At 69.2% G+C, this 19815-nt stretch carries 18 protein-coding genes; 5 read left to right on the top strand and 13 right to left on the bottom strand.

The annotated features are described in order from the left end of the window. Nucleotides 1–15: 15 nt before the first annotated feature. The 4 genes from DD542_RS15050 to DD542_RS15035 are packed head-to-tail and all read left to right on the top strand — an operon-like array spanning nt 16 to nt 4118. Entirely contained in the window at nt 16–429 is a 414-nt protein-coding gene (locus DD542_RS15050) for a PepSY domain-containing protein (protein WP_127806202.1), read from the top strand. Nucleotides 430–456: 27 nt separating this feature from the next. Then, the gene (locus DD542_RS15045) at nt 457–933 is read left to right on the top strand and encodes a DUF2271 domain-containing protein (protein WP_066151703.1); all 477 of its coding nucleotides are present in this window, start codon (nt 457–459) and stop codon (nt 931–933) included. A gap of 10 nt (nt 934–943) precedes the next feature. After that, nucleotides 944–3151 carry a PepSY domain-containing protein gene (locus DD542_RS15040; protein ID WP_127806201.1) on the top strand — a complete coding sequence of 736 codons (2208 nt, stop codon included), beginning with the start codon at nt 944–946 and terminating at the stop codon, nt 3149–3151. Further along, nucleotides 3132–4118 carry an FAD:protein FMN transferase gene (locus tag DD542_RS15035; RefSeq protein WP_127806200.1) on the top strand — a complete coding sequence of 329 codons (987 nt, stop codon included), beginning with the start codon at nt 3132–3134 and terminating at the stop codon, nt 4116–4118. The genes DD542_RS15040 and DD542_RS15035 overlap by 20 nt, the downstream gene beginning before the upstream one ends. A 40-nt stretch (nt 4119–4158) precedes the next feature. Here the strand turns inward: DD542_RS15035 and dmpG are convergent, their stop codons facing one another. The 9 genes from dmpG to DD542_RS14990 form a co-directional block, all read right to left on the bottom strand. Continuing rightward, nucleotides 4159–5172 carry a 4-hydroxy-2-oxovalerate aldolase gene (dmpG, locus tag DD542_RS15030; RefSeq protein WP_127806199.1) on the bottom strand — a complete coding sequence of 338 codons (1014 nt, stop codon included), beginning with the start codon at nt 5170–5172 and terminating at the stop codon, nt 4159–4161. Between the two features lie 10 nt (nt 5173–5182). Next, nucleotides 5183–6121 carry an acetaldehyde dehydrogenase (acetylating) gene (locus DD542_RS15025; protein ID WP_127806198.1) on the bottom strand — a complete coding sequence of 313 codons (939 nt, stop codon included), beginning with the start codon at nt 6119–6121 and terminating at the stop codon, nt 5183–5185. A 5-nt stretch (nt 6122–6126) separates the two neighbouring features. After that, the gene (locus DD542_RS15020) at nt 6127–6912 is read right to left on the bottom strand and encodes a fumarylacetoacetate hydrolase family protein (RefSeq protein ID WP_127806197.1); all 786 of its coding nucleotides are present in this window, start codon (nt 6910–6912) and stop codon (nt 6127–6129) included. A gap of 10 nt (nt 6913–6922) precedes the next feature. Next, nucleotides 6923–8470, bottom strand: a complete 1548-nt coding sequence (locus DD542_RS15015; protein WP_241559566.1) for a bifunctional 3-(3-hydroxy-phenyl)propionate/3-hydroxycinnamic acid hydroxylase — start codon at nt 8468–8470, stop codon at nt 6923–6925. Then, nucleotides 8467–9405 carry a VOC family protein gene (locus DD542_RS15010; RefSeq protein WP_066151693.1) on the bottom strand — a complete coding sequence of 313 codons (939 nt, stop codon included), beginning with the start codon at nt 9403–9405 and terminating at the stop codon, nt 8467–8469. Before DD542_RS15010 ends, DD542_RS15015 begins: the two co-directional genes overlap by 4 nt. Beyond that, complete coding sequence (locus DD542_RS15005) at nt 9402–10250, bottom strand: alpha/beta fold hydrolase (protein WP_127806196.1); 849 nt, start codon at nt 10248–10250, stop codon at nt 9402–9404. Before DD542_RS15005 ends, DD542_RS15010 begins: the two co-directional genes overlap by 4 nt. Before the next feature lie 40 nt (nt 10251–10290). After that, complete coding sequence (locus DD542_RS15000) at nt 10291–11262, bottom strand: tripartite tricarboxylate transporter substrate binding protein (protein ID WP_127806195.1); 972 nt, start codon at nt 11260–11262, stop codon at nt 10291–10293. 67 nt (nt 11263–11329) lie between these two features. Next, on the bottom strand, nt 11330–12310 hold the full coding sequence (locus DD542_RS14995; protein WP_127806194.1) for a tripartite tricarboxylate transporter substrate-binding protein: 981 nt from the start codon (nt 12308–12310) through the stop codon (nt 11330–11332). 34 nt (nt 12311–12344) lie between these two features. Further along, nucleotides 12345–14189 carry an AMP-binding protein gene (locus DD542_RS14990; RefSeq protein WP_241559565.1) on the bottom strand — a complete coding sequence of 615 codons (1845 nt, stop codon included), beginning with the start codon at nt 14187–14189 and terminating at the stop codon, nt 12345–12347. A gap of 201 nt (nt 14190–14390) precedes the next feature. Here DD542_RS14990 and DD542_RS14985 point away from each other — a divergent pair, with 201 nt between their 5' ends. Further along, the gene (locus DD542_RS14985) at nt 14391–14831 is read left to right on the top strand and encodes a MarR family transcriptional regulator (RefSeq protein WP_066151684.1); all 441 of its coding nucleotides are present in this window, start codon (nt 14391–14393) and stop codon (nt 14829–14831) included. Between the two features lie 45 nt (nt 14832–14876). On the opposite strand, the gene DD542_RS14980 is transcribed toward DD542_RS14985, so the two are convergent. The 4 genes from DD542_RS14980 to DD542_RS14965 are packed head-to-tail and all read right to left on the bottom strand — an operon-like array spanning nt 14877 to nt 19814. Beyond that, on the bottom strand, nt 14877–15845 hold the full coding sequence (locus DD542_RS14980; protein ID WP_127806192.1) for a PDR/VanB family oxidoreductase: 969 nt from the start codon (nt 15843–15845) through the stop codon (nt 14877–14879). Nucleotides 15846–15873: 28 nt separating this feature from the next. Then, nucleotides 15874–16299: a MarR family transcriptional regulator gene (locus tag DD542_RS14975; protein WP_066151681.1), complete on the bottom strand. Its 426-nt coding sequence runs from the start codon at nt 16297–16299 to the stop codon at nt 15874–15876. A gap of 19 nt (nt 16300–16318) precedes the next feature. Next, the gene (locus DD542_RS14970; protein WP_127806191.1) at nt 16319–18139 is read right to left on the bottom strand and encodes an acyl-CoA dehydrogenase family protein; all 1821 of its coding nucleotides are present in this window, start codon (nt 18137–18139) and stop codon (nt 16319–16321) included. Between the two features lie 7 nt (nt 18140–18146). Continuing rightward, complete coding sequence (locus DD542_RS14965) at nt 18147–19814, bottom strand: 3-hydroxyacyl-CoA dehydrogenase NAD-binding domain-containing protein (RefSeq protein ID WP_127806190.1); 1668 nt, start codon at nt 19812–19814, stop codon at nt 18147–18149. Between the last annotated feature and the right edge of the window lies 1 nt (nt 19815).

Below are 19815 nucleotides of genomic sequence, written 5' to 3'. Positions count from 1 at the left end.
TTTCAGGAGCGTCCCATGAAGTACCACCTCGCTTTGCGCCATGGCGTGCTGGCCGTGTCCCTGGGGCTGGCCACCCTGACCAGCTGGGCCGGTGACGATTGCGACGCGCCGCTGAACCGCTGGCAAACGCGGGAGGCCGTGCGGCAGATGGCCGCCGCACAGGGTTGGCAGATCCAGAGGCTGAAGATCGACGACGGTTGTTACGAGATTCGTGGCACCGACGCCCAGGGGCGCAGCTTCAAGGCCAAGATCGACCCGGAAACCTTGAAGGTGCTGAAGATGAAGCAGGACACCCATCGGCGTGACCGGGACGGGGCGCGTGGCCGCGGTGACGAAGGACGCGTGGACCGTCCGCCGCCACCGGAGCGTGCCGCGGACCCATCGCTTTCGCCAGCCAACGGCACCGCGCCGAGCGGTCAGACCCAGTAAGCCAGCCATCTCTACAGGAGCCTCACCATGTCCAAACCTCTCATGTCCATTCTGGCCACCGCCTGCGCGCTGGCCCTTCCTTCCCTGGCGCACAGCCGTCAGCTCACGCTGGCGGCCCAGCTCAAGAACTACGGCGGCGACGGTGCCTACCTGGCGGCCTATCTCACCGATGCCAAGGGCACCTATGTGCGCACGCTGTGGGTGGCCGGTGGCAAGGCCAAGTACCACAAGCACCTGTCGGACTGGAGCCGTCTCTCGGCCGGGGACGCCAAGCGCCTGAATGGCGTGACCGGCGCCAGCGTGGGGGCCGGGCGTACGCTCAATGTGACCGCCGATCTGGCGGATGCACTGATCGACGCCGGCTATGAAATCCGCATCGACGCCGCGGTGGAGGACATGCGGGACAGCCCGTCGGAAGTCCGGATTCCGCTGTCCACCGCCAACGCGGGCAAGCCGCAGGCCGGCAAGCAGTACATCCAGTCCGTCACCTTCCAGCTCAAGTGATCGGGCCCGCATGAGCTGGAAAGCCATCCACCGCTGGCTGGGTCTGACCCTTGGCACCCTGGCCGTGGTGCTGGGCATCAGCGGCGCCATCCTGGCGATCGACCCGGTGCAGCAGGCCTGGCAGGCGCCCGCCGCCCCGGGTGCTCTGCCAGTGGCCACGCTGGTGGAGCGCGTGGCGGGCAGCGTGCCCAGCGCGGAAGAAATCCGCCGCCTGCCTTCGGGGGCCATCGTGGTGTTCAGCTTCGATGGCGATCAGCCGCAGGCGTCCTATGTGGACCCCGCCGATGGCCGGGTGCTGGGGGCGTGGCAACGGTCGGCGCTGCCGCGCTGGGTGAAGAACCTGCACCGCTCGCTGTTGCTGGGCGACGCCGGGCGCTGGGGCGCAGCGGCCACTGCGCTGGCCATGGGTGTGTTGTGTGTCTCTGCCCTGGTGCTGTTGCTGCGGCGCATGGGCGGCTGGCGGCGCCTGGGCGCGCGGGTGCGTGGCACGCTGGCGCAGCGCATCCACGTGATTGCGGGCCGTGTGGTGCTCGCCATCCTGTGCCTGACATCGCTCACCGCGCTGACCATGAGCGCATCGACCCTGGGTCTCGTGGAACTGGACACCCGGGCCGAGCCCGAGGTGCTTTCGGTGGCCACCGGCAAGCCCGACCTGCCCGGCGCACAGCTGGCCGCGCTGCAAAGCCTGGCGGTGAACGACCTGCGCACGCTGACCTTTCCCGGCGCCACCGACCCTGAGGACACCTGGAAGGTCGCCACCGCCCAGGGTCAGGGCTGGATCGACCGGTACTCGGGCCAGATGCTGGCCTGGCAGGACGCCACCCTTGCGCAGCGCGTGTACGAACTGGCCGTGGTGCTGCACACGGGGGAGGCCGCCTGGCTCTGGGCCGTGGTGCTCGGGCTTGTCGGCGCCAGCGTGCTGGTGTTCTGGGTGTCGGGGGTGGTCATCTGGTGGCAGGCGCGTGAGCAGGCACCACGCATCACGGGCAACACCCCGGTGGCACAGGCAGACGTGCTCATCTTCGTGGCCAGCGAAGGTGGCAGCACCTGGGGGTTTGCCCAGACGCTCCAGGACGCTCTTGTCCAGGCCGGCCACCGGGTTCACACCAGCGCGCTGGAGAACTTTCGAACCACGCCGGCGACGCGGCAGGTGTTTGTGCTGGCCGCAACCTATGGCGAAGGCCAGGCGCCCGCCCACGCCAGCCAGGCCCTGGCGCAGATCGCCAGGCTCAAGGCCAGCGCCGTGCCGGTGACGGTGCTGGGCTTTGGCGACCGTCAGTTCCCCGCCTTCTGCGCCTTTGCCAAGGCGCTGGACCAGACCCTGCGCGCGCAGGGGTGGCCGGCGTTGCTGCCGCTGGAGTGCATCCACCAGCAATCGGGCCAGCAGTTTGCGCGCTGGGGCGTGGATCTGGCACAGGCGCTGGGCCAGCCGCTGGTGCTGGAGCACGTGCCCCGCCTGCCACCCACCACCGAACTCACGCTCCTGTCGCGGCAGGACTACCCCAACGCTTCCGAGGCTGGCACGGCGATCCTGCGTTTTTCGTGGCCCGAGCAGGGCCTGGGCGCGCGCCTGCGGGGACACGGGCTGGGCCGGTTTGCCGCAGGCGATCTCGTGGGCATCGTGCCGCCGGGTTCGAGCGTGCCGCGCTACTACTCGCTGGCGTCGGGCCAGGAAGACGGGTTTCTGGAGATCTGCGTGCGCCAGATGCCCGGCGGCCTGTGTTCCACGCACCTGCTGGCGCTGCAGCAGGGGGAGCGCATCCGCGCGTTCATCCGGCCCAACCCTGGCTTTGCGCTGCCGCGGGCGCGGCGGCCCGTGCTGCTGATCGGGGCGGGCACCGGCGTGGCGCCCCTGGCCGGATTCATCCGCCGCAACGACTCGCAGCGCCCGATGCACCTCTACTTCGGTGGGCGCGACCCGGCCCGCGACTTCTACTTTGGCTCCGAGCTTCAGCGCTGGCTCGCCGAAGGGCGCCTGTCCAGCATGCAAACGGTTTTCTCGCGCGTGCCCGACGGCGGCGGCTATGTCCAGGATGCCCTGCGCCGGGATGCCGGGCGCGTGCGCGGCCTGGTGGCGCAAGGCGCCATCGTGCGGGTGTGCGGCAGCCGCGCCATGGCGCAAGGCGTGGCCGAGGCGCTGGACGACGTGCTGGCGCCACTGCAGTTGAGCGTGTCGGCGCTGAGGGCCAAGGAGCGTTATGCCGAAGACATCTTCTGAGTCCGCCTCGTCCTTCACGCGCACCACCCTGCACGGCCCGACCATGGGCACCCGCTGGTCGGCCAGCATCGATGCCGACCGCTCGGTGGACGTGCCGGCCTTGCGCCAGGATCTCGCCGCTGCGGCAGAGCAGGTCGACGGGCAGATGTCGCCCTGGAAGCCGGACAGCGACCTCATGCGCCTGAACCGCGCGCCCGTGGGCAGCTGGGTGGACCTGTCCCCTGAAATACTGGAAGTGCTCGACTGCGCGCTCGAAGTCCGGCGCCTGAGCGCGGGGGCCTTCGATCCGTGCGTGGGCGCGCTGGTCGATGCCTGGGGATTTGGCGCCGCGCGCGATGCACCCGACGCGCAGGCGATTCGCGCCGCACGCCAGTCCATGCCGCAGGCCGCGAACGCCAGCCTGGAACTGGACAGGCCCGGTGGCCGCGCACGCAAACAGGTGCCCTTGCAGATCGACCTGTGCGGCATTGCGAAGGGCTATGCGGTGGACCGCATGGCCCATGTGCTGCAACAGCACGGCGTTCGGCATGCGCTGGCCGCGCTGGATGGCGAGTTGCGGGCCATCGGCGGCCAGGCGAGCGGCGCGCCCTGGGCCGTGGCGATCGAACGCCCCGAGGCCGGGCGCCGCGCGGTGCACGGGGTTCTCGAACTGGAGGACCTGGCCGTGGCCACCTCGGGCGACTACCGGCACTACGTGGACGTGGGAAATGCGCGCATTGCGCACACCATGGACGCGCGCCGCTGTGCGCCCGTGAACAACACCGTGGCCTCGGTCACCGTGCTGGCGCGCACCTGCATGCTCGCAGACGCCTGGGCCACGGCCTTGCTGGTGGCTGGACCCGATGAAGGCCCGGTCATGGCTCAGCGCATGGGGCTGGATGTGCTGTTCCTGTTGCGCCGCGGGGAAGGTCTGACAGAGGTGGGGCTTGGTCGATTCGGCACGGCGCGTCCGCGCCTCCCCGGTTGAGGCGGTGCGCCTGACCTGGCCTCGCAAGAGGCCGGCCGGCTCACCGGTCCAGAAGATCCAGCGCGACGTCGACGATCATGTCCTCCTGGCCGCCGACCATGCGCCGTTTGCCCAGCTCGACCAGGATGTCCACCGTCTTCAGTCCGTATTTCTTCGCCGCCGCTTCCGAGTGGCGCAGGAAGCTGGAGTACACGCCGGCGTAGCCCAGCGCCAGCGTCTCGCGGTCCACCCGCACCGGCCGGTCCTGCAGCGGCCGCACGATGTCGTCGGCGGCGTCCATCAGTTTGTACAGGTCGGTGCCGTGCTGCCAGCCCATGCGCTCGGCCGCCGCGATGAACACCTCCAGCGGCGCATTGCCCGCCCCGGCGCCCATGCCCGCCAGGCTCGCATCCACGCGGTCGCAGCCTTCTTCCACCGCCACGATGGAGTTGGCCACCCCCAGGCTGAGGTTGTGGTGCGCGTGCATGCCGGTCTGCGTCTCGGGTTTGAGCACGTCCTTGAAGGCACGGAAGCGCTCGCGCACGTCGTTCATGCTCAGCGCGCCGCCGGAGTCCACCACGTAGCAGCAGGTGGCGCCGTAGCTTTCCATCAGCCTGGCCTGCTGCGCCAGGTGCTGCGGCGTGGTCATGTGGCTCATCATCAGGAAGCCCACGGCCTCCATGCCCAGCCCGCGGGCGTATTCGATGTGCTGCTTCGAGATGTCCGCCTCGGTGCAGTGCGTGGCCACGCGCACGATGCGCGCGCCGGCCTGGTACGCGGCTTTGAGGTCGTGCACGGTGCCGATGCCCGGCAGCAGCAGGGTGGCGATCTTCGCGTGTGTCACCACGTCGGCCACTGCCTCGATCCACTCCAGGTCGGTGTGGGCGCCGAAGCCGTAGTTGAAGCTGCCGCCTTGCAGTCCGTCGCCGTGGGCGACCTCAATGGAGTCGACCTTCGCTTCGTCCAGCGCCTTGGCAATCTGGCGCGCCTGTTCGACGCTGTACTGGTGGCGGATGGCGTGGCTGCCGTCGCGCAGCGTCACGTCGGAGATGTAGATCTTCTTGTCGGGTTGCATTGGATGCTCCTCAGGCCGCGACCTGACTCATGCGCTCGGCCATGGCCTCGGCGGTGCGCAGCCCGGCGCTGGTCATGATGTCCAGGTTGCCGGCGTAGGCCGGCAGGTAGTGGGCCGCGCCCTCGACTTCCAGGAAGATCGATGTCTTGAGCCCGGACAGGCGGTCGCCCACGCCGGGGATGCGGATGTTCTCGACGCGATCGAACTGTACCGCCTGCTTCAGCCGGTAGCCCGGCACGTAGGCCTGAACGGCAGCGGCCATCTTTGCCACCGATTCGGCGATGGCGGCTTCGGAGGCCGGTTCGCTCAAGGTGTAGACGGTGTCGCGCATGATCAGCGGCGGCTCGGCCGGGTTCAGCACGATGATGGCCTTGCCCTTGGCTGCACCGCCGACCACCTCGATGGCCTTGGACGTGGTTTCGGTGAACTCGTCGATGTTGGCGCGGGTGCCGGGGCCGGCACTCTTGCTGGAGATGCTGGCCACGATCTCGGCGTAGTGCACCTTGGCCACGCGCGAGACGGCTGCCACCATGGGAATGGTGGCCTGGCCGCCGCAGGTGACCATGTTGACGTTGGGTGCGTCCAGGTGCACCGCGCCATTGACCACCGGGATGCAGTACGGCCCGATCGCTGCCGGCGTGAGGTCCACCAGGCGGATGCCGGGTTTCTTGCTGCGCAGGAAGGCGTCGTTCTTCACGTGGGCACCGGCGGAGGTGGCATCGAAGACGATGTCGATGTCGTCGAAGACGGGCAGGCGGGTCAGACCCTCGACGCCTTCGTGTGTGGTCGCCACGCCCAGGCGGGCGGCCCGGGCCAGGCCGTCGGAGGCCGGGTCGATGCCGACCATGGCGCCCATCTCGATGTGCTGGCCGTGGCGCAGGATCTTGATCATCAGGTCCGTGCCGATGTTGCCGCTGCCAATGATGGCGGCCTTGATTTTGCGGGTCATGGTGTTCATTCGAATTGGCAGGAAACGGTGCCCAGCGAGCCGATGGTGGCCACGATCTGGTCGCCGGCGGCGACGGGCACCATCGGGCCGAGCGCGCCGCTGAGGATGACTTCCCCGGCGCGCAGGGCCTGCCCGCGCTCGGCCATGGTGCAGGCCAGCCAGTAGGCGGCCCGCAGGGGATGACCCAGACAGGCGGCGCCCGAACCTTCGGACACTGTCTGGCCGTTCTTGGTGAGGGTCATGGTCTGGTCGGCCAGCGACAGGGTGTTGACGGCAAAGGGCTGGTTGCCCAGCACATAGAGACCCGAGGACGCGTTGTCGGCCACCGTGTCCACCAGGGTGATCTTCCAGTCGGCGATGGCGCTGTCCACGATCTCCAGCGCGGCCACGGCATGGTCGATGCAGCGCAGGAACTCGCCGTAGCTCGGCCGCAGCGCGTCGAGGTCGCGGCCGACGATGAAGGCGATCTCGGCCTCCAGCTTGGGCTGGATGAGGCGGTTGACCGGCACAGTGTCGCCATCGAGGTATTCCATGTCGTCGAACAGCACGCCGAAGTCGGGCTGGTCGACGCCCAGCTGCTGCTGGACGGCCTTCGAGGTCAGGCCCACCTTCAGCCCGCACTTTCGATGGCCGTCGGCGCGGTGCGCGCCCTGGTTGATCTCGGCCACCGCGTAGGCGCTGTGGAGGTCGGTGATGCCATAGGCCTCGGAGATGCGGGGAACCGGCTGGCGCTGCAGCCGGGCCGTGCGAAGCGCCGCTGCGGCGGCGGCGATGCGGTTGTCATGGGACATGGGGGTACTTTCAACAATCGGGCACGGCCAGGCCGTGCAGGTCGGTGGCGGCGACGAAGCGGTCGGGGCGCAGTGCCAGCACGCGCACACCGGCCTCGCGCATCCAGGCCAGCAGGCCGCCTTCGAGATCGATGACGTCCTCGCCGCCCCCGCCCTGGTCGGTGGGCGAGAGCACGGTCAGGTAGCGAGCACCCAGCCGGTCCCAGCCGGCCTTCTCGTCCGCGGACAGACTTTGGGCGGGGTGGACGCCATCGCCCAGCAGGGCAAAGCCCGACCCCAGCACCTCGTCGAGCAGGCACAGGCGGCCGCGTGCGTCGGCCACGTTCGGCTGAGGCAGCATCTTGCCGGTGAGGCCCGTGCCGCCGATCGGTCCACGCACCCAGCCGGCGTCCAGGGCAGGGTCTCGGCGGTTGGGCGGTTCGATGGGAGGCGCCCCGCTGTCCGGGGCGGGCGGTGTGATTTCGCGGCGGATGATGCGGCCCAGCTGGACGGCGGCCTGGGTCATGAGCTCGACATTGGGTGCCCGTTCCGTCTCGTAGCTGTCCAGCAGCGCTTCGGGCAGACGGCCCTGCAGCACCTCGACCAGCTTCCAGCCGATGTTGAACGCATCGCGGATGCCCGACTGCATGCCGGCGCCGGCCCAGGGCGGCATCAGGTGGGCGGCGTCGCCCAGCAGGAAGACACGACCCGATCGCCAGGCCTGCGCATGCCGCACATGGTGCTTGTAGAACGCGTGCTGGTGGATCTCGATGTCGTCGGGCGAGACGCCGAGCGAGCGCAGCAGCGGCCACAGCTTGTCGTGGGTGTCGAAGTCCGCCACGGACTCGTGGGCCCCCAGCGGGAACTCCCAGCGGTGGTTGCCCTGTGCGAGCGCGATGTCGACCACCGGGCGTTGCGGGTCGGACCAGAAGGTGAGGATGTGCCGCTGCGGCCACCAGCGTTTCACGCGGGCATCGATCACCACCCACTGGGTCTCACCGGTTTCGCCCAGCAAGCGGATGCCCAGGCGTTCGCGCGTGGCGCTGGAACCGCCGTCGCAGGCCAGGACGTAGCGCGCACGGATGCGCCGGGTCTGTCCGCTGGCGAGGTCCCGGACCTCGATTTCCACGCCTTCGAAGTCCTGCTTCAGGTCGACCACTTCGGTGCCGTAGTGCACCGACAGGGCGGGCGCCAGCCGTTCCCCGGCGGAGCGCAGCACCTCCTCCATGGCCGGCTGGTAGATCGCGTAGGAGCGGGGATGGCGGCCGAACTTCGAGGGCGGGAAATCGACACGCATCAGCTCCTGGCGGTCGTAGGTCATCCAGCGCAGGGCGGCGGTCGGGTCCATGGTCTTGGCCAGGGCTTCGTCGAGGCCGAGCGACTGAAAACAGCGCATGGTCCAGTCGTTGACCGTGACGGCGCGGGCGCGCGGGTAGATGCTGCGTTCCTTCTCGAACGCCATGACGCGGATGCCGTGGTGGGCCAGCTTGAGGCTGGCGGCCAGGCCGGAGGGGCCGTAGCCGATGACGGCCACGTCGGTGTCGAAGTCGGCGTGCATGTGCGAGGGGCGGTCTGTCATGGTGTGGTGGGTGCAGGCTGTGGGCGGGGCCGGTGTCCCCAGATGCTGGTGCCCTGGTGCACCTGGGGCGTCCAGGTGGCGTCGTCGATGAGCACGCCCTGGCAGCCGAACTCGACGTGGATGCCGGACGGGGTCTGCGCGTAGAACGAGACCATGCGGTCGTTCGTGTGCTGACCGATGTCCATGCTGATGGGCTGACCGAAGGCGATGCAGCGGTCGCGGGCCTGTCCGACCTGCGTGATGTCCGGCACCTCGACCATGAAGTGATGCACCCGTTTGGCCGGTCCTGGCCGGGGCGGCCGCGGTGCGAGCGCGAAGGAGTGGTGGCGCTCGTTGGCGTGGAAGAAGGAGATTTCGATGTTCACCCGGGGGGCGGGCTCGAACTCGATGGTGTCACTCAGCCGCAGTTCCAGCACCTCGCGGGCAAAGGCCAGTTGTGCCTGGTAGTCGTCCACCTCGTAGACGATGTGCCCCAGGCCGCCGGCCCCGGTCACGAAGCCCTGGGGCAGCGGGGCGGACCGGAACGGTTCAGGGTCTGGCTCCTGCCCGCAGTAGACCTCGTGGCGATTCCCGTTGGGGTCGGAAAAGTGCACCATCGCGCGCACGCCGCGCAGCGCCCGTTCGCTGACGGACGACGTGTGCCAGGGCAGGCCGAGCCGGTCCAGCTTGCCGCAGAACGCCGCGAGGGCCGCCTCGTCGGCCAGCCGCCAGCCGGCGAACGCGCAGTCGTCGGCCGGCCCCTGGGTCAGCAGCAGGCGCGCCGGTGCCTGGTCCATGCGCAGCCGCAGGCTGGCGCGTCCCTGGTCATCGGCCGCTGCGTCGGCGGCCATCATGCCCAGCACCTCGGTGGCAAACCGGCGCCAGCGCGCCAGGTCGCTGACTTCAAAGCCGAGGTAGCCGAGTTCCAGGACGGGTTGGGTGGCGGTCGCGTTCATGGGTTCCTCAGAAAGCTCAGCACCAGGTCGTTGAAGCGCTCGGGGTGCTCCCACTGGGCCCAGTGCCCGCAGTGGTTGAGCAGCACGTAGTCGGCGTTGGGCATGACCTTGAACGAGTCGATGCCCGCTGCGGGATTGACCTTGTCCTGTTGCCCCCAGATGAACAGGGCCCGGTGCGCCACGCTCGCCAGCCGGGGGTCGCGGCTGATGAAGGTCTCGATGCCTGGCGGGGTGGGGCGGGGCACGATCGGCGGGTTGGCGCAGATCGCCGGGTCGGCGCTGGCCTCGAAGCGCTGCCGGATCAGCTCGGGCGTGATGAGGCTGCTGTCGTACACCAGGTTGCCGATGAAGGCGGTCAGCTTCTCCAGCGTCGGCCCTTCGCCCAGGTAGTAGCCCTGCAGCTGCCGGATGCCTTCGGTGGGGCCGGTCGCGCCGGGCACCGTGCCGCCGCCCGGGCCCATGAGCACCAGGCGGTTCACCCGCTGGGGCTGTTCCATGGCCACGCACAGGGCCGCCGATCCGCCGAAGGAGTTGCCCACCAGGTGTGCCCGGCCGATGCCCAGCGCGTCCATGAAGGCAATGACCGCCCGCGCCCCGTTCTGGAAAGGCCCGGCGCCGCCGAAGGCGTTCAGGTTCTTGGAGCTCTGGCCCCATCCCGGGAAGTCGATGACCCAGACCCGGAAGGCCCGGGCCAGCGCGTCGATGTTCTTGCCGTAGTTGCTGCGGCCGGTGGCGCCGGGGCCACCACCGTGCAGGAGGATGAGGTCGTCGCCCGAACCGCACACCTCATAGTGGATCTTCCAGGCCACGCCGTCGGGCGTGGTTCCTTCAACGTGGTTGTTCATGACAGGCATTCGTGACAGGGCGAGCACGCAGGGCGCGTGTTCAGTTGATCTGGATGTTCAGCGCCTTGGCCAGCGGCGCCATGGTGCCGGCGTCGTTGCGGATCACTTCGGCCACGGCTTCGGCCGGGGCGTAGGTGGCCGTCATGCCCAGCTTGCGCAGCGCCTGACCCGCTTCCTCCTCGTTGACCGCGGCCGCCAGCGCCGTCGAGAGCCGGGTGAACACGGGCTGAGGAACCCCCTTGGGGAGAAATAGGGCGAAGCGGTTGGCAGAGAGCACACCGCTGATGCCGGATTCGGCCAAGGTGGGGGTGTTGGGCAGGTACTCGGAGCGGCTGGCGCCGGCCACGGCGAGGGGGGAAACCTTGTCCGAGCCGAGGAAGCCCAGGATGACACCCACGTCGGCGCAGAACAGGTCCACGTCCCCGTTGATCACCGCCTGCATGCCGGCCTGGGCCGACTGGAACGGAACGTAGGTGAACTGGATGTCGGCGGCCTTGCGCAGCATCTCGCTGGCCAGGTGGTTGGTGGTGCCGATGCCGATGGAGCCGATGTTGGCCTTGCCGGGGTTCTGCCGGGCCCAGTCGAGGAATTCCTTGAGGGTCTTGGCGCGCTTGGGGCCGCCGCTGAAGAACACCTGCTGCGAGGTGGCCACCAGGCCCAGGGGGGGCAGGTCCTTGATGGGGTCGTAGCGCAGCTTCATGATGGCCGGGAACACCGAGGCCGCGCCGGTCGCGGTCAGCAGGACGGTGTAGCCATCGGGGGCGGCGTGGACCACATGTTCGGTGCCGATGATGGTGGTGGCACCGGGCTTGTTGTCCACGATGACCGGCTGCCCGAGGTTTTCGGACAGCTTGGGGGCAATGGCCCGGGCGATCAGGTCGGGGGGCGAGCCGGCGGTGAACGGTACGACGATGCGGACCGTGCGCCGGGGCCAGTCCCCCGTCTGCGCATGGATCCAAGGGGTGGTGGCCAGGGCGCCGAGGCCGATCAGTGCTTGTCTGCGGTTGTGCATGCTTGTCTCCAGTGGATGGTGAAAAGGCCAGGGCGCGATGCGTTGCCGCGCTGGCCGTTGGTGTTGGTCAGTTCCCGGTGGCCCGGTAGCCCGAGCGCCGGATGACGTCGCGCCAGTGGGTGATGGACTCTCTCAGTTGCTTGTCCATCGCGCTGGCGCCGACGAAGGCCGGTGTGACCGTCAGCTTGGAAGCCACGGCTTGCTGCACTTCGACCTTGCCCAGCACCGTGCGCAGCGCCGCTTCCATGCGCGCCACTGCGGCGGGGGGCGTGCCCGCGGGCGCCCACATGCCCTGCCAGGCCTCGTCGACGCGGATGGGGAAGCCCTGCTCCTTGAAGGTGGGCACATCCGGCGCCAGCGCCCAGCGCTGCTCGGCAATGACACCCAGCATGCGCACCTTCTCGCGGGGGTGCTTGGCGGCGTCGCCGGCCACCAGCACGGCCGACGGCAGCTGGCCGCCCAGCAGGTCGACCAGCATGGGCGCGTTGCCCTTGTAGACGATGGGTTCGAGCGGTGTGCCCAGGGCCTGTCCCACCATCCATCCCACGTATTGGACCTGCCCGTTGGGCGCCGGCGTGCCGAAGTTGGCCTGGTTCGGATTCTTCTTCAGCCAGTCTGCGAACTCGGCCAGGTTGCGCGCCGGCACCTGGCCGTTGACGACGAGGGCCAGGGGATAGGACACCAGCTGGGCCACGGGCTGGAGGTCCTTGAGCAGGTCGTAGCGCAGCTCGGCCGGGGTGTACATGGCGCTGGGGAAGATGGCCCAGCCATCGGGCCCCACCAGGAAGGTGTTGCCATCCGGGCGTGCGTTCTTGACGTGTTCGGCCGCCAGCCGACCGCCCGCGCCCGCCTTGGTTTCCACGATGACCGTGGTGCCCAGTTCGCCGGCCAGGTGGTCCGCCAGGATGCGGCACAGCGCGTCGGTGATGCCACCCGGGGCAAAACCGCTCACCAGCCGGATCACGTCCTTGCCCTGGGCGTAGGCGCCGGGCAGGCATGCGGCGGCGGCGCTGCCCGCGGCCGCCTGCAACAGGGTTCTTCGTTTCATGGGTGTTGTCTCCTTTGTTGGAATGGCCGGGTGATCAGTCGATCACCAGCACGTTTTCATCGAGGTGGTCTGCGTAGAGGGCTTCCACCCGGTCGCGGCGGTTCTCGAGCACCTTGCGCTGGTTGATGTAGCCCTTGTCGTTGGTTTCGCCCTGTTCGATGGACGGCGGCGCCTGCAGCAGGCAGAGGCGGCGCAGACGCAGGCTGCTGGACGGGTGGCGCGTGTTGTGGGCGCGCAGCTTCTCGGTCAGCTGCTGGCGCAGCAGGGGGTGGGCTGCCAGGGTGCGCACGTCGGCGTCGTGCAGTCCGGTGAGTTCGCGGCAGGCCGCGATGTTCAGCCAGGCCAGGGCACCCACATACGACTGGTCGGCGCCGGTGATCACCACGTCCTGCAGCAGCGGCGCGGTCGCGTCCAGCAGGGTCACGCGCAGGCTGCCCACACGCACGAACACACCGGTCTGCAGCTTGAATTCCTCGGCCACGCGGCCCGCGAACGCCAGCCCCTCTTCGGGGTGGGTGCGGTCCACGAAGCTGGCCGCATCGCCCATGCGGAAAAAGCCTTCTTCGTCCACGCTCTGTGCCGTCAGTTCGGGCTGCTTGAGGTAGCCCGGCGTGACCGCCTGGCTGCGCACGCGCACCTCGTAGCGCTCACCGTCCGGCAGCGGGATCAGCTTCATCTCCACACCGGGGTGCGGCAGGCCGATGAGGCCGGTGCGCTCGGTGGCCCAGTAGACGTAGGTGACGGCCGCCGAGGTCTCCGTGGAGCCGTAGGCGGAGACCAGGGGGATGCGAAACCCGGTGTAGCGCACGGCGTGCCGCTGGAGCGCGGCATGCACGGCGTCGGGCAGGCGCGCGCCGGAATAGGTGAGCCGGCGCAGGTTCTTGAAGAAGCTTTTGCCCAGCACCTCGTCGTGTTCCAGGGCCTCGGCGAGCATGGCGTAGGCCACCGGCATGCCGCTGAAGCGGACCGGCGAGATCTCGCGCAGGTTGCGCAGGGTCTCGGCGAAGTCGGCCGGCGTCGGCCGGCCATCGTCGATGTAGAGCGTGCCTCCGTCTTCCAGCACCCCGTTGAAGACCGCGTGGCCGCCGGCCACATGGCTCCAGGGCAGCCAGTCCAGCAGCACGGTTTCCGGGCGGTCGTCGCCCCACTGCACCATCTGCGAGGTCATGGCCATGGCGGTGCACAGCATGCCCTGGGTCACGATCACGGCCTTGGGCGTGCCGGTCGATCCCGACGTGAACTGGTACTTGGCCACCGTGTCGTGCGTGATGCTGGCGACCGATGCGCCCACGCTGGCCGTCACCGGGGTCTGCACCAGACGGTCCCAGGTGATCAGCCGGGGGCGGTCGATGGGGTCTTGCACGCAGACCACCCAGGCGTCGTCGCCCAGGGCCCGGATCGCCGGTTCCAGCGCGCGGGCGCTCTGCACGAACACCACCGCGGGTTCGAGCAGCGCGGCCATGGCTTTGAGGCGGGAGAGGTCGCCGGCCATCGCGGCATAGGCCGGTGTGATGGGGGCGTACGGCATGTGCGCCTGCATGGCGGCGAGTTCCAGCATGCCGTGTTCGAGCGAGTTGCCGCTGAGCACCATCACGGCAGCGCCCGGGCGCTGCAGGTCCAGCAGCCATTGCGTGGCCGCATCGACCTGGGGTGCCGCTGCGCCGTAGGTCAGGCGCTGCCAGGCGCGCTCCGCGCCTCGCCGCTGCGCCATCCACACATGGTCGGGGCGCTGCTGCGCGTTGCGCCGCAGGAGGTGCGGGATATGGGGCTCGAGCGCCTTCAGGGGGAACGGGCAGCGGACGATGAGCGTGCCGTCGGCGCGCTCATCCAGGGCGACACTGCGTTCGAGGAAGGGCAGGGGGCGAAAGGGAGCAGGCACGGGAGGGTCGTCAAATAATATAAGGTTACTTTATATAAATCTCGGCCAAAAAATGCTATGGAAAACCCTGATGATAAATATAAACACGCTTTATATATGATGGGCGGGAGCCGCAGGCGAGAAGCGCGCTACCATGCCCCAGACCTTCTGGCGGGGCTTACCGACCCGTCTGGGCGTGCAACAAGACAAGAAGTGACCCGGATGGCCATCAATACCCGAGGATTTTTTTACATCCAGCAAGTGGAGCAGCTGGTTCAGCAACGGCTGGAGGAAGTGCTGGCGCCCCATGGCATGACGGCCGGACAGTACCTGGTGATGAGCCTGGTGGCCCACCACGAACCGCTGTCTTCCGCCGAGTTGTCGCGCCTGGCGCGCAAGACCGCCCAGTCGATGGGGGAGTTCGTCAAGACGCTCGAATACAAGGGGTGGCTGGAACGCCGCGACGACCCCAACAACCGCCGGGTGCTGCTCATCTCCACCACGCCCGAGGGGCGCGCGGTGCTGATGCGCTGCGAGGCCGCCGTGGACCAGACAGAGCGCGACTTTTTCAGCTGCCTGCAGCCGGAGGAGCTGGCCACCCTGCGGCATGCGCTGAGCCGGATCCGCAACGCGGTGCAGCAGCGGCAGCAGCAGGAAGGCTGAGCCGGCGGCCGGTGCCCCGCACGGCATCGCGGCCGCGTGTGCAGGCTAGAGGTCCAGCACCAGCTCGGATGTGCGGCTGCGCGAGCAGCAGATCAGCATGGCCTGGTTGCCCGCCTTCACGCTGTCGGCCAGCAGGTGGTCCCGGTGCTCGGGAACACCCTTGAGCACGGGTGTTTCGCACAGTCCGCAGGAGCCCTGCATGCAGCCGTACTGGGCGTTGATGCCCGCTTCCAGCACCACGTCCAGAATCGACCGGTCCGGTGGCACCTGCAGGCTCTGGCCCGAGCGTTCCAGCACCACCGTGAAGCCCGAGACGGGACCCGTGCCCGCATCGGCGCCGAAGCGTTCCAGATGCACCTGCGCCGGTGGCCGGTCGGCCGTGGCGGCCTCGTAGGCGGCCAGCATGGGTTGTGGTCCGCAGCAATACAGGTGGGCGTCGTGGCCCACGTCGGCCAGCACCGCGCGCAGGTCGACCGGCTGGTTCTGGTGCTCATCATCGAAGTGCAAGTGCAGCCGCCCCACGCGGGTGTGGCGCGCCAGCGCTTCGATCTCCTCCAGATAGGCGGCGTGCGCCCGGCTGCGGGCCGCGTACACCAGAAGCCAGGGCTTTTGCAGCGACTCCAGGCGCTGGACCATCGACCAGATCGGCGTGATGCCGATGCCGCCGGCCAGCAACGCGCTGAAGGGCGCGCTCTCGTCCAGGGGAAACAGGTTGCGCGGGGCCGAAGCGGTCAGTTCGTCGCCGACGCGCAGCTTCTCGTGCACGAAACGGGACCCCCCGCGGCTCTTGGCATCCCGTGCGATCGCCAGTTCGTAACGGCTGGGCCGCCCGGGCTGTCCGACGATGGAGTAGCTGCGTGCCAGGCCGGGCGCCAGGTGCAGGTCCAGATGGGCACCGGGCGCCGCCGCCGGCAAGGGCGCGTGGTCGATCGACTCAAGCACGAGGCTCAGAATCGCGGGCGCCTGCCGTGTCATGGAGTGCACCCGCAGGCGCAGAGCAGTGGGATCGGTCATGGTGGGTGTGGGGGTGGGACGGAGGGGACTATTGCGGGGTGCGCAGTTTTCTCAGGCGGCTGAGCAGCAACCGCAGGTGGGCGTTTTCCTCGCCGCTCAGGCAGTCGAAGAACAGGCGCTCGGCTTCGTTGACCTTGGCGTCGCTGCGGACCAGCAACTTGCGGCCGACCGTGGTGGACGTCAGGGCCAGGGAGCGCCGGCTGCCGGCGTCGACCCGCTTTTCCACCAGACCCTTGGCTTCGAGCGTGCGGATGAACTCACCCATGGATTGCGCGGTCATGCGGGCCCGTCGGGCCAGGTCGGCCGAGGAGACCGGCTCGTGGTGCACCACCAGGCTCAGCGCCATGTACTGGCCGGCGGTCAGGCCTTCGCCCTGCAGGCACTCGTCGAGCACCCGCCGGGCTTGCTGCTCGACCTGTTGGACATAGAAAAAGCCGCGGGCAGCGATGGACATGACGATCGGCGTGCGGGGTTCAGACCAGCGCGTCCGGCAAGGCCACCAGACTGTCGTTGCCGGAGGCGATCCGGTCGCACAGGCTGTCGATCAGGGGCATCTGGCGCTGCATCCACACCCGTGCCAGCACGGGCTTGGTCTGCCGCATGGCGGGGGTGGCGTGTTCGCAGGGCGCCTCGCCCTGCAGGGCGGCGACCATTTCCAGCCAGTTCCAGCCGACGTACAGAATGCCGATGGCGGTGAGCAGGTCGTAAGCACCCCCGGCGATGGCGTCGGGGCGCTCGGTGCATTGCAGGTCCAGGCTGCGCAGGGTCTCACCAATGCGCGCATGGGCCGCCTGCACCGGGCGGACGAACTCCGCGAGGTCGGCGCGGGTCTCCAGCGCGGCCAGGGAGTTCTGCAGGGTGTCGAGGAAGGCGCGCTGGGCGCGGCCGCCATGGGCGGTCAGCTTGCGCTGCACCAGGTCCATGGCCTGCACGCCGTTGGCGCCTTCGTACAGCTGGGCGATGCGCGCGTTGCGCACGAAGTGCTCGATGCCGTAGTCCTTGATGTAGCCGTGGCCACCCAGCACCTGCTGGCAGGCGACGGTGGCATCAAACCCGCGGTCGGTGTAGAAGGCCTTCATCACGGGTGTCAGCACCTCCAGCAGGTCGGCGGCGCGTTCCTTCTCGCCGGCGTCCGTGGAATGTTCGGCCAGCGACTGCCACAGGGCGGCCCGCATGGCGCCGGCGCGGGCGCCTTCGCAGAAGGCGCGCGACTCCAGCAGCAGGCGCCGCACGTCGGCGTGGGCAATGATCGGATCGGCCACGCTGCCGGGCTGGCGTGGCTTGTCGCCGGCCCGGCCGGACAGGCGCTCGCGGGCGTAGTCGGCGGCGTTCTGGCAGGCGATCTCGGCATAGCCCACGCCGGACATGGCGGTGCTGACGCGGGCGTAGTTCATCAGCAGGAACATCGGGGCCATGTTGGCCGAGGAGCCGCTGCGGCGTTCGTCCGCGATCCGCCAGGCCACGGCGTCGTCGAACTCCAGCACGCAGGTGGCGCTGCCTTCGATGCCCATCTTGTGTTCGATCGACACCGCGGTGACGCCGTTGGCCGCGCCCAGCTGGCCGCTGGCCGGGTCGATCATCCGCTTGGACACCAGGAACACGTTGACCGACGCCAGGCCCGGTTCCAGCCGCCCGTGCTCATCCGGCACCTTGGCCAGCACGATGTGGACGATGTTGTCGGTCAGGTCGTGGTCACCTCCCGAGATGAAGATCTTGCGGCCGGTGATGCGCCAGCTGCCGTCGGGCTGGCGCACCGCCCGCGTGTTCAGCTGGCGCAGATCGGTGCCCGCCTGCGGCTCGGTCATGCACATGGTGGCGGTCCACTCGCCGGCGGACACCTTGGGCACCACGTGGGTGCGGACCCAGTCGGGTGCCAGCTTGGACAGCATGCTCGCAGTGGGCGCGCAGAAGCTGCTGTACATCGAGAACGAATGGCCCGTGGCGGCCCGCAGCTCGCTCACGGGCACGCCCATCACGGGGGGCAGCCCGGCGCCGCCCAGGGACTCGGGCAGGCTCAGCCGGTGCCAGCCCGCCTCGCGGTAGGCCTGCCACGCCTCGGAGAAGCCGGCGGGGGTGCGCACCTGGCCGTCGACCATGCGGGCGCCCTCGGCGTCGCCCGCCATGTTCAGCGGGTGCAGGACTTCCTGGTGAAAGGTGGCGGCGGCATCGAGCACCTGGCCGGTGAATTCCGGGGCCAGGTCGGCAAAGCCGGGCAGGTGGGCGTGGTCCTGGATGCGGAGCACATCGTGCAGGAGGAATTGCCAGTCGGCGGTGGGCGCTTGGTAGGTGGGCATCGGGGTTTCAGTGAACAGGGGGTGTCAGTCGGCCGCTGGACGCGGCCAGTTCCACGAGCAGGTCGGCCGGCTTGAAGGCATCGCCATGCACGTTCTGGAGCGCGCGCAGGCGGGCCACCACCTCGGCGGCCCCCAGCTGGTCCGCGTAGTGCATCGGTCCGCCTTTCCATTGCGGCCAGCCGTAGCCGAGCTGCCAGATCAGATCGATGTCGCTGGCCCGCTCCACCATGCCTTCCTGGATCAGCTTGGCACCTTCGTTGACCATGGGCAGGATCAGCCGGTCGTGGAGTTCAGTGGTGTCGATGCGGCGGCGTGTCAGGCCTTCGAGCGCCGAGGCTTCCTCGATGAGGGCCGTGACCTCGGGGTCGCTGATGGGGCGGCGCTTGCCGGCTTCGTAGCGGTAGAAGCCACGGCCGGCGCGCAGGCCCAGGCGCCCGCGCTCGAAGAGCTGCTGGATCAGCCAGTCGCGTTCGCCCCGGCGTTGGCGGGAGCGGTGCATCAGGGCGATGCCGCCGGCCATGTCCTGCAGTTCGAAGGTGCCCATGGGCAGGCCGAACTCCCGCAGGAAGCGGTCCACCTGTTCGGGCAGCGAGCCTTCCAGCAGCAGCCGGCCGGCCTGGCGTTCGCGCACGATCATCAGCCGGTTGCCGACAAAGCCGTCGCACACGCCCACGACGATGCCGGTCTTGCCGATGCGGGCCGCCAGGGCTTGCGCGGCCTGCAGCGTGGGGGCGTCGGTGAGCGGTGTGCGGACGATCTCGATCAGGCGCATGACCTGGGCCGGGTTGAAGAAGTGCAGACCGACCACCGCGCCGGGCCGGCCGGTGGCGCGGGCGATCTCGGTCACGTCCAGTGTCGACGTGTTGGTGGCCAGGATGGCGTCGGGCCGCGCCAGCCCGTCCAGGCGGGCGAACAGCTCGCGTTTGGCGGCCATGTCTTCCCAGATGGCCTCGACGATGAGGCCGGCGGAGGCCACGGAGGCGAGATCGGTGGACACGCGCAGGCGGGCCAGGCGCTCGTCGCGGGTCTGCTCGTCGATGCGCCCTTTGCCGCGTTCCTGATCCAGCGTGTCGCGGATGCGTTCCAGCGCACTGTCCAGCGCGGCCTCGGTCTGGTCGACCAGTTGCACCTCAAGGCCGGCCTGCAGGAAGGCCAGGCTGATGCCCACGCCCATGTGACCCGAACCGATCACCGCCACCTGCGTGAGCGCGTCGATCAGCGGGGAGGAGGGCGTGTTCAGCGCCCGCAGCGCCTCGGCCGAATAGGCGCGGGCCTGCTCGGCGTGCACCGTGGTGAAGCCGGGTACCGGCGGGCCTTCCTGGGTGGGCAGGAAGCGCAGCGTCACGGCGTCGCCGATGGTCAGGGCGTGGACATCGGCGTCCACCACCACGCTGCTCAGGCGAATGCCTTCTTCCAGTTCGATGATGGCCGGCGCCGTGGGCCGGGGGCTGCGCTCGACGATGGAGTGCGAATAGATGTGGCCCCGGCCCGAGAGCTCGCGCCAGTTTGTCTGGCCATGGCCGCAGAACGGGCAGTGAATCCGTGGGTAGTAGTGCACGCGGTCGCAGGCGGGGCAGTGCTTGCCCATGAGCCGGCCCTCGCGGGCGGCGTCCCAGAACGGCTCGTCGCCGGGAAAGAGGACGGGGGCGGGAAGGGTGTTTCGAGAGGTCGCCATC

The sequence above is a fragment of the Hydrogenophaga sp. NH-16 genome (assembly GCF_004006415.1).
Lineage (GTDB): Bacteria > Pseudomonadota > Gammaproteobacteria > Burkholderiales > Burkholderiaceae_C > Hydrogenophaga > Hydrogenophaga pseudoflava.
This window is presented reverse-complemented; position numbering and strand designations above follow the sequence as displayed.

Coding starts and splice junctions, on each gene's coding strand:
- DD542_RS15050 (WP_127806202.1), top strand. CDS start 16: ATGAAGTACCACCTCGCTTTGCGCCATGGCGTGCTGGCCGTGTCCCTG.
- DD542_RS15045 (WP_066151703.1), top strand. CDS start 457: ATGTCCAAACCTCTCATGTCCATTCTGGCCACCGCCTGCGCGCTGGCC.
- DD542_RS15040 (WP_127806201.1), top strand. CDS start 944: ATGAGCTGGAAAGCCATCCACCGCTGGCTGGGTCTGACCCTTGGCACC.
- DD542_RS15035 (WP_127806200.1), top strand. CDS start 3,132: ATGCCGAAGACATCTTCTGAGTCCGCCTCGTCCTTCACGCGCACCACC.
- dmpG (WP_127806199.1), bottom strand. CDS start 5,172: ATGCAACCCGACAAGAAGATCTACATCTCCGACGTGACGCTGCGCGAC.
- DD542_RS15025 (WP_127806198.1), bottom strand. CDS start 6,121: ATGACCCGCAAAATCAAGGCCGCCATCATTGGCAGCGGCAACATCGGC.
- DD542_RS15020 (WP_127806197.1), bottom strand. CDS start 6,912: ATGTCCCATGACAACCGCATCGCCGCCGCCGCAGCGGCGCTTCGCACG.
- DD542_RS15015 (WP_241559566.1), bottom strand. CDS start 8,470: ATGACAGACCGCCCCTCGCACATGCACGCCGACTTCGACACCGACGTG.
- DD542_RS15010 (WP_066151693.1), bottom strand. CDS start 9,405: ATGAACGCGACCGCCACCCAACCCGTCCTGGAACTCGGCTACCTCGGC.
- DD542_RS15005 (WP_127806196.1), bottom strand. CDS start 10,250: ATGAACAACCACGTTGAAGGAACCACGCCCGACGGCGTGGCCTGGAAG.
- DD542_RS15000 (WP_127806195.1), bottom strand. CDS start 11,262: ATGCACAACCGCAGACAAGCACTGATCGGCCTCGGCGCCCTGGCCACC.
- DD542_RS14995 (WP_127806194.1), bottom strand. CDS start 12,310: ATGAAACGAAGAACCCTGTTGCAGGCGGCCGCGGGCAGCGCCGCCGCC.
- DD542_RS14985 (WP_066151684.1), top strand. CDS start 14,391: ATGGCCATCAATACCCGAGGATTTTTTTACATCCAGCAAGTGGAGCAG.
- DD542_RS14980 (WP_127806192.1), bottom strand. CDS start 15,845: ATGACCGATCCCACTGCTCTGCGCCTGCGGGTGCACTCCATGACACGG.
- DD542_RS14975 (WP_066151681.1), bottom strand. CDS start 16,299: ATGTCCATCGCTGCCCGCGGCTTTTTCTATGTCCAACAGGTCGAGCAG.
- DD542_RS14970 (WP_127806191.1), bottom strand. CDS start 18,139: ATGCCCACCTACCAAGCGCCCACCGCCGACTGGCAATTCCTCCTGCAC.
- DD542_RS14965 (WP_127806190.1), bottom strand. CDS start 19,814: ATGGCGACCTCTCGAAACACCCTTCCCGCCCCCGTCCTCTTTCCCGGC.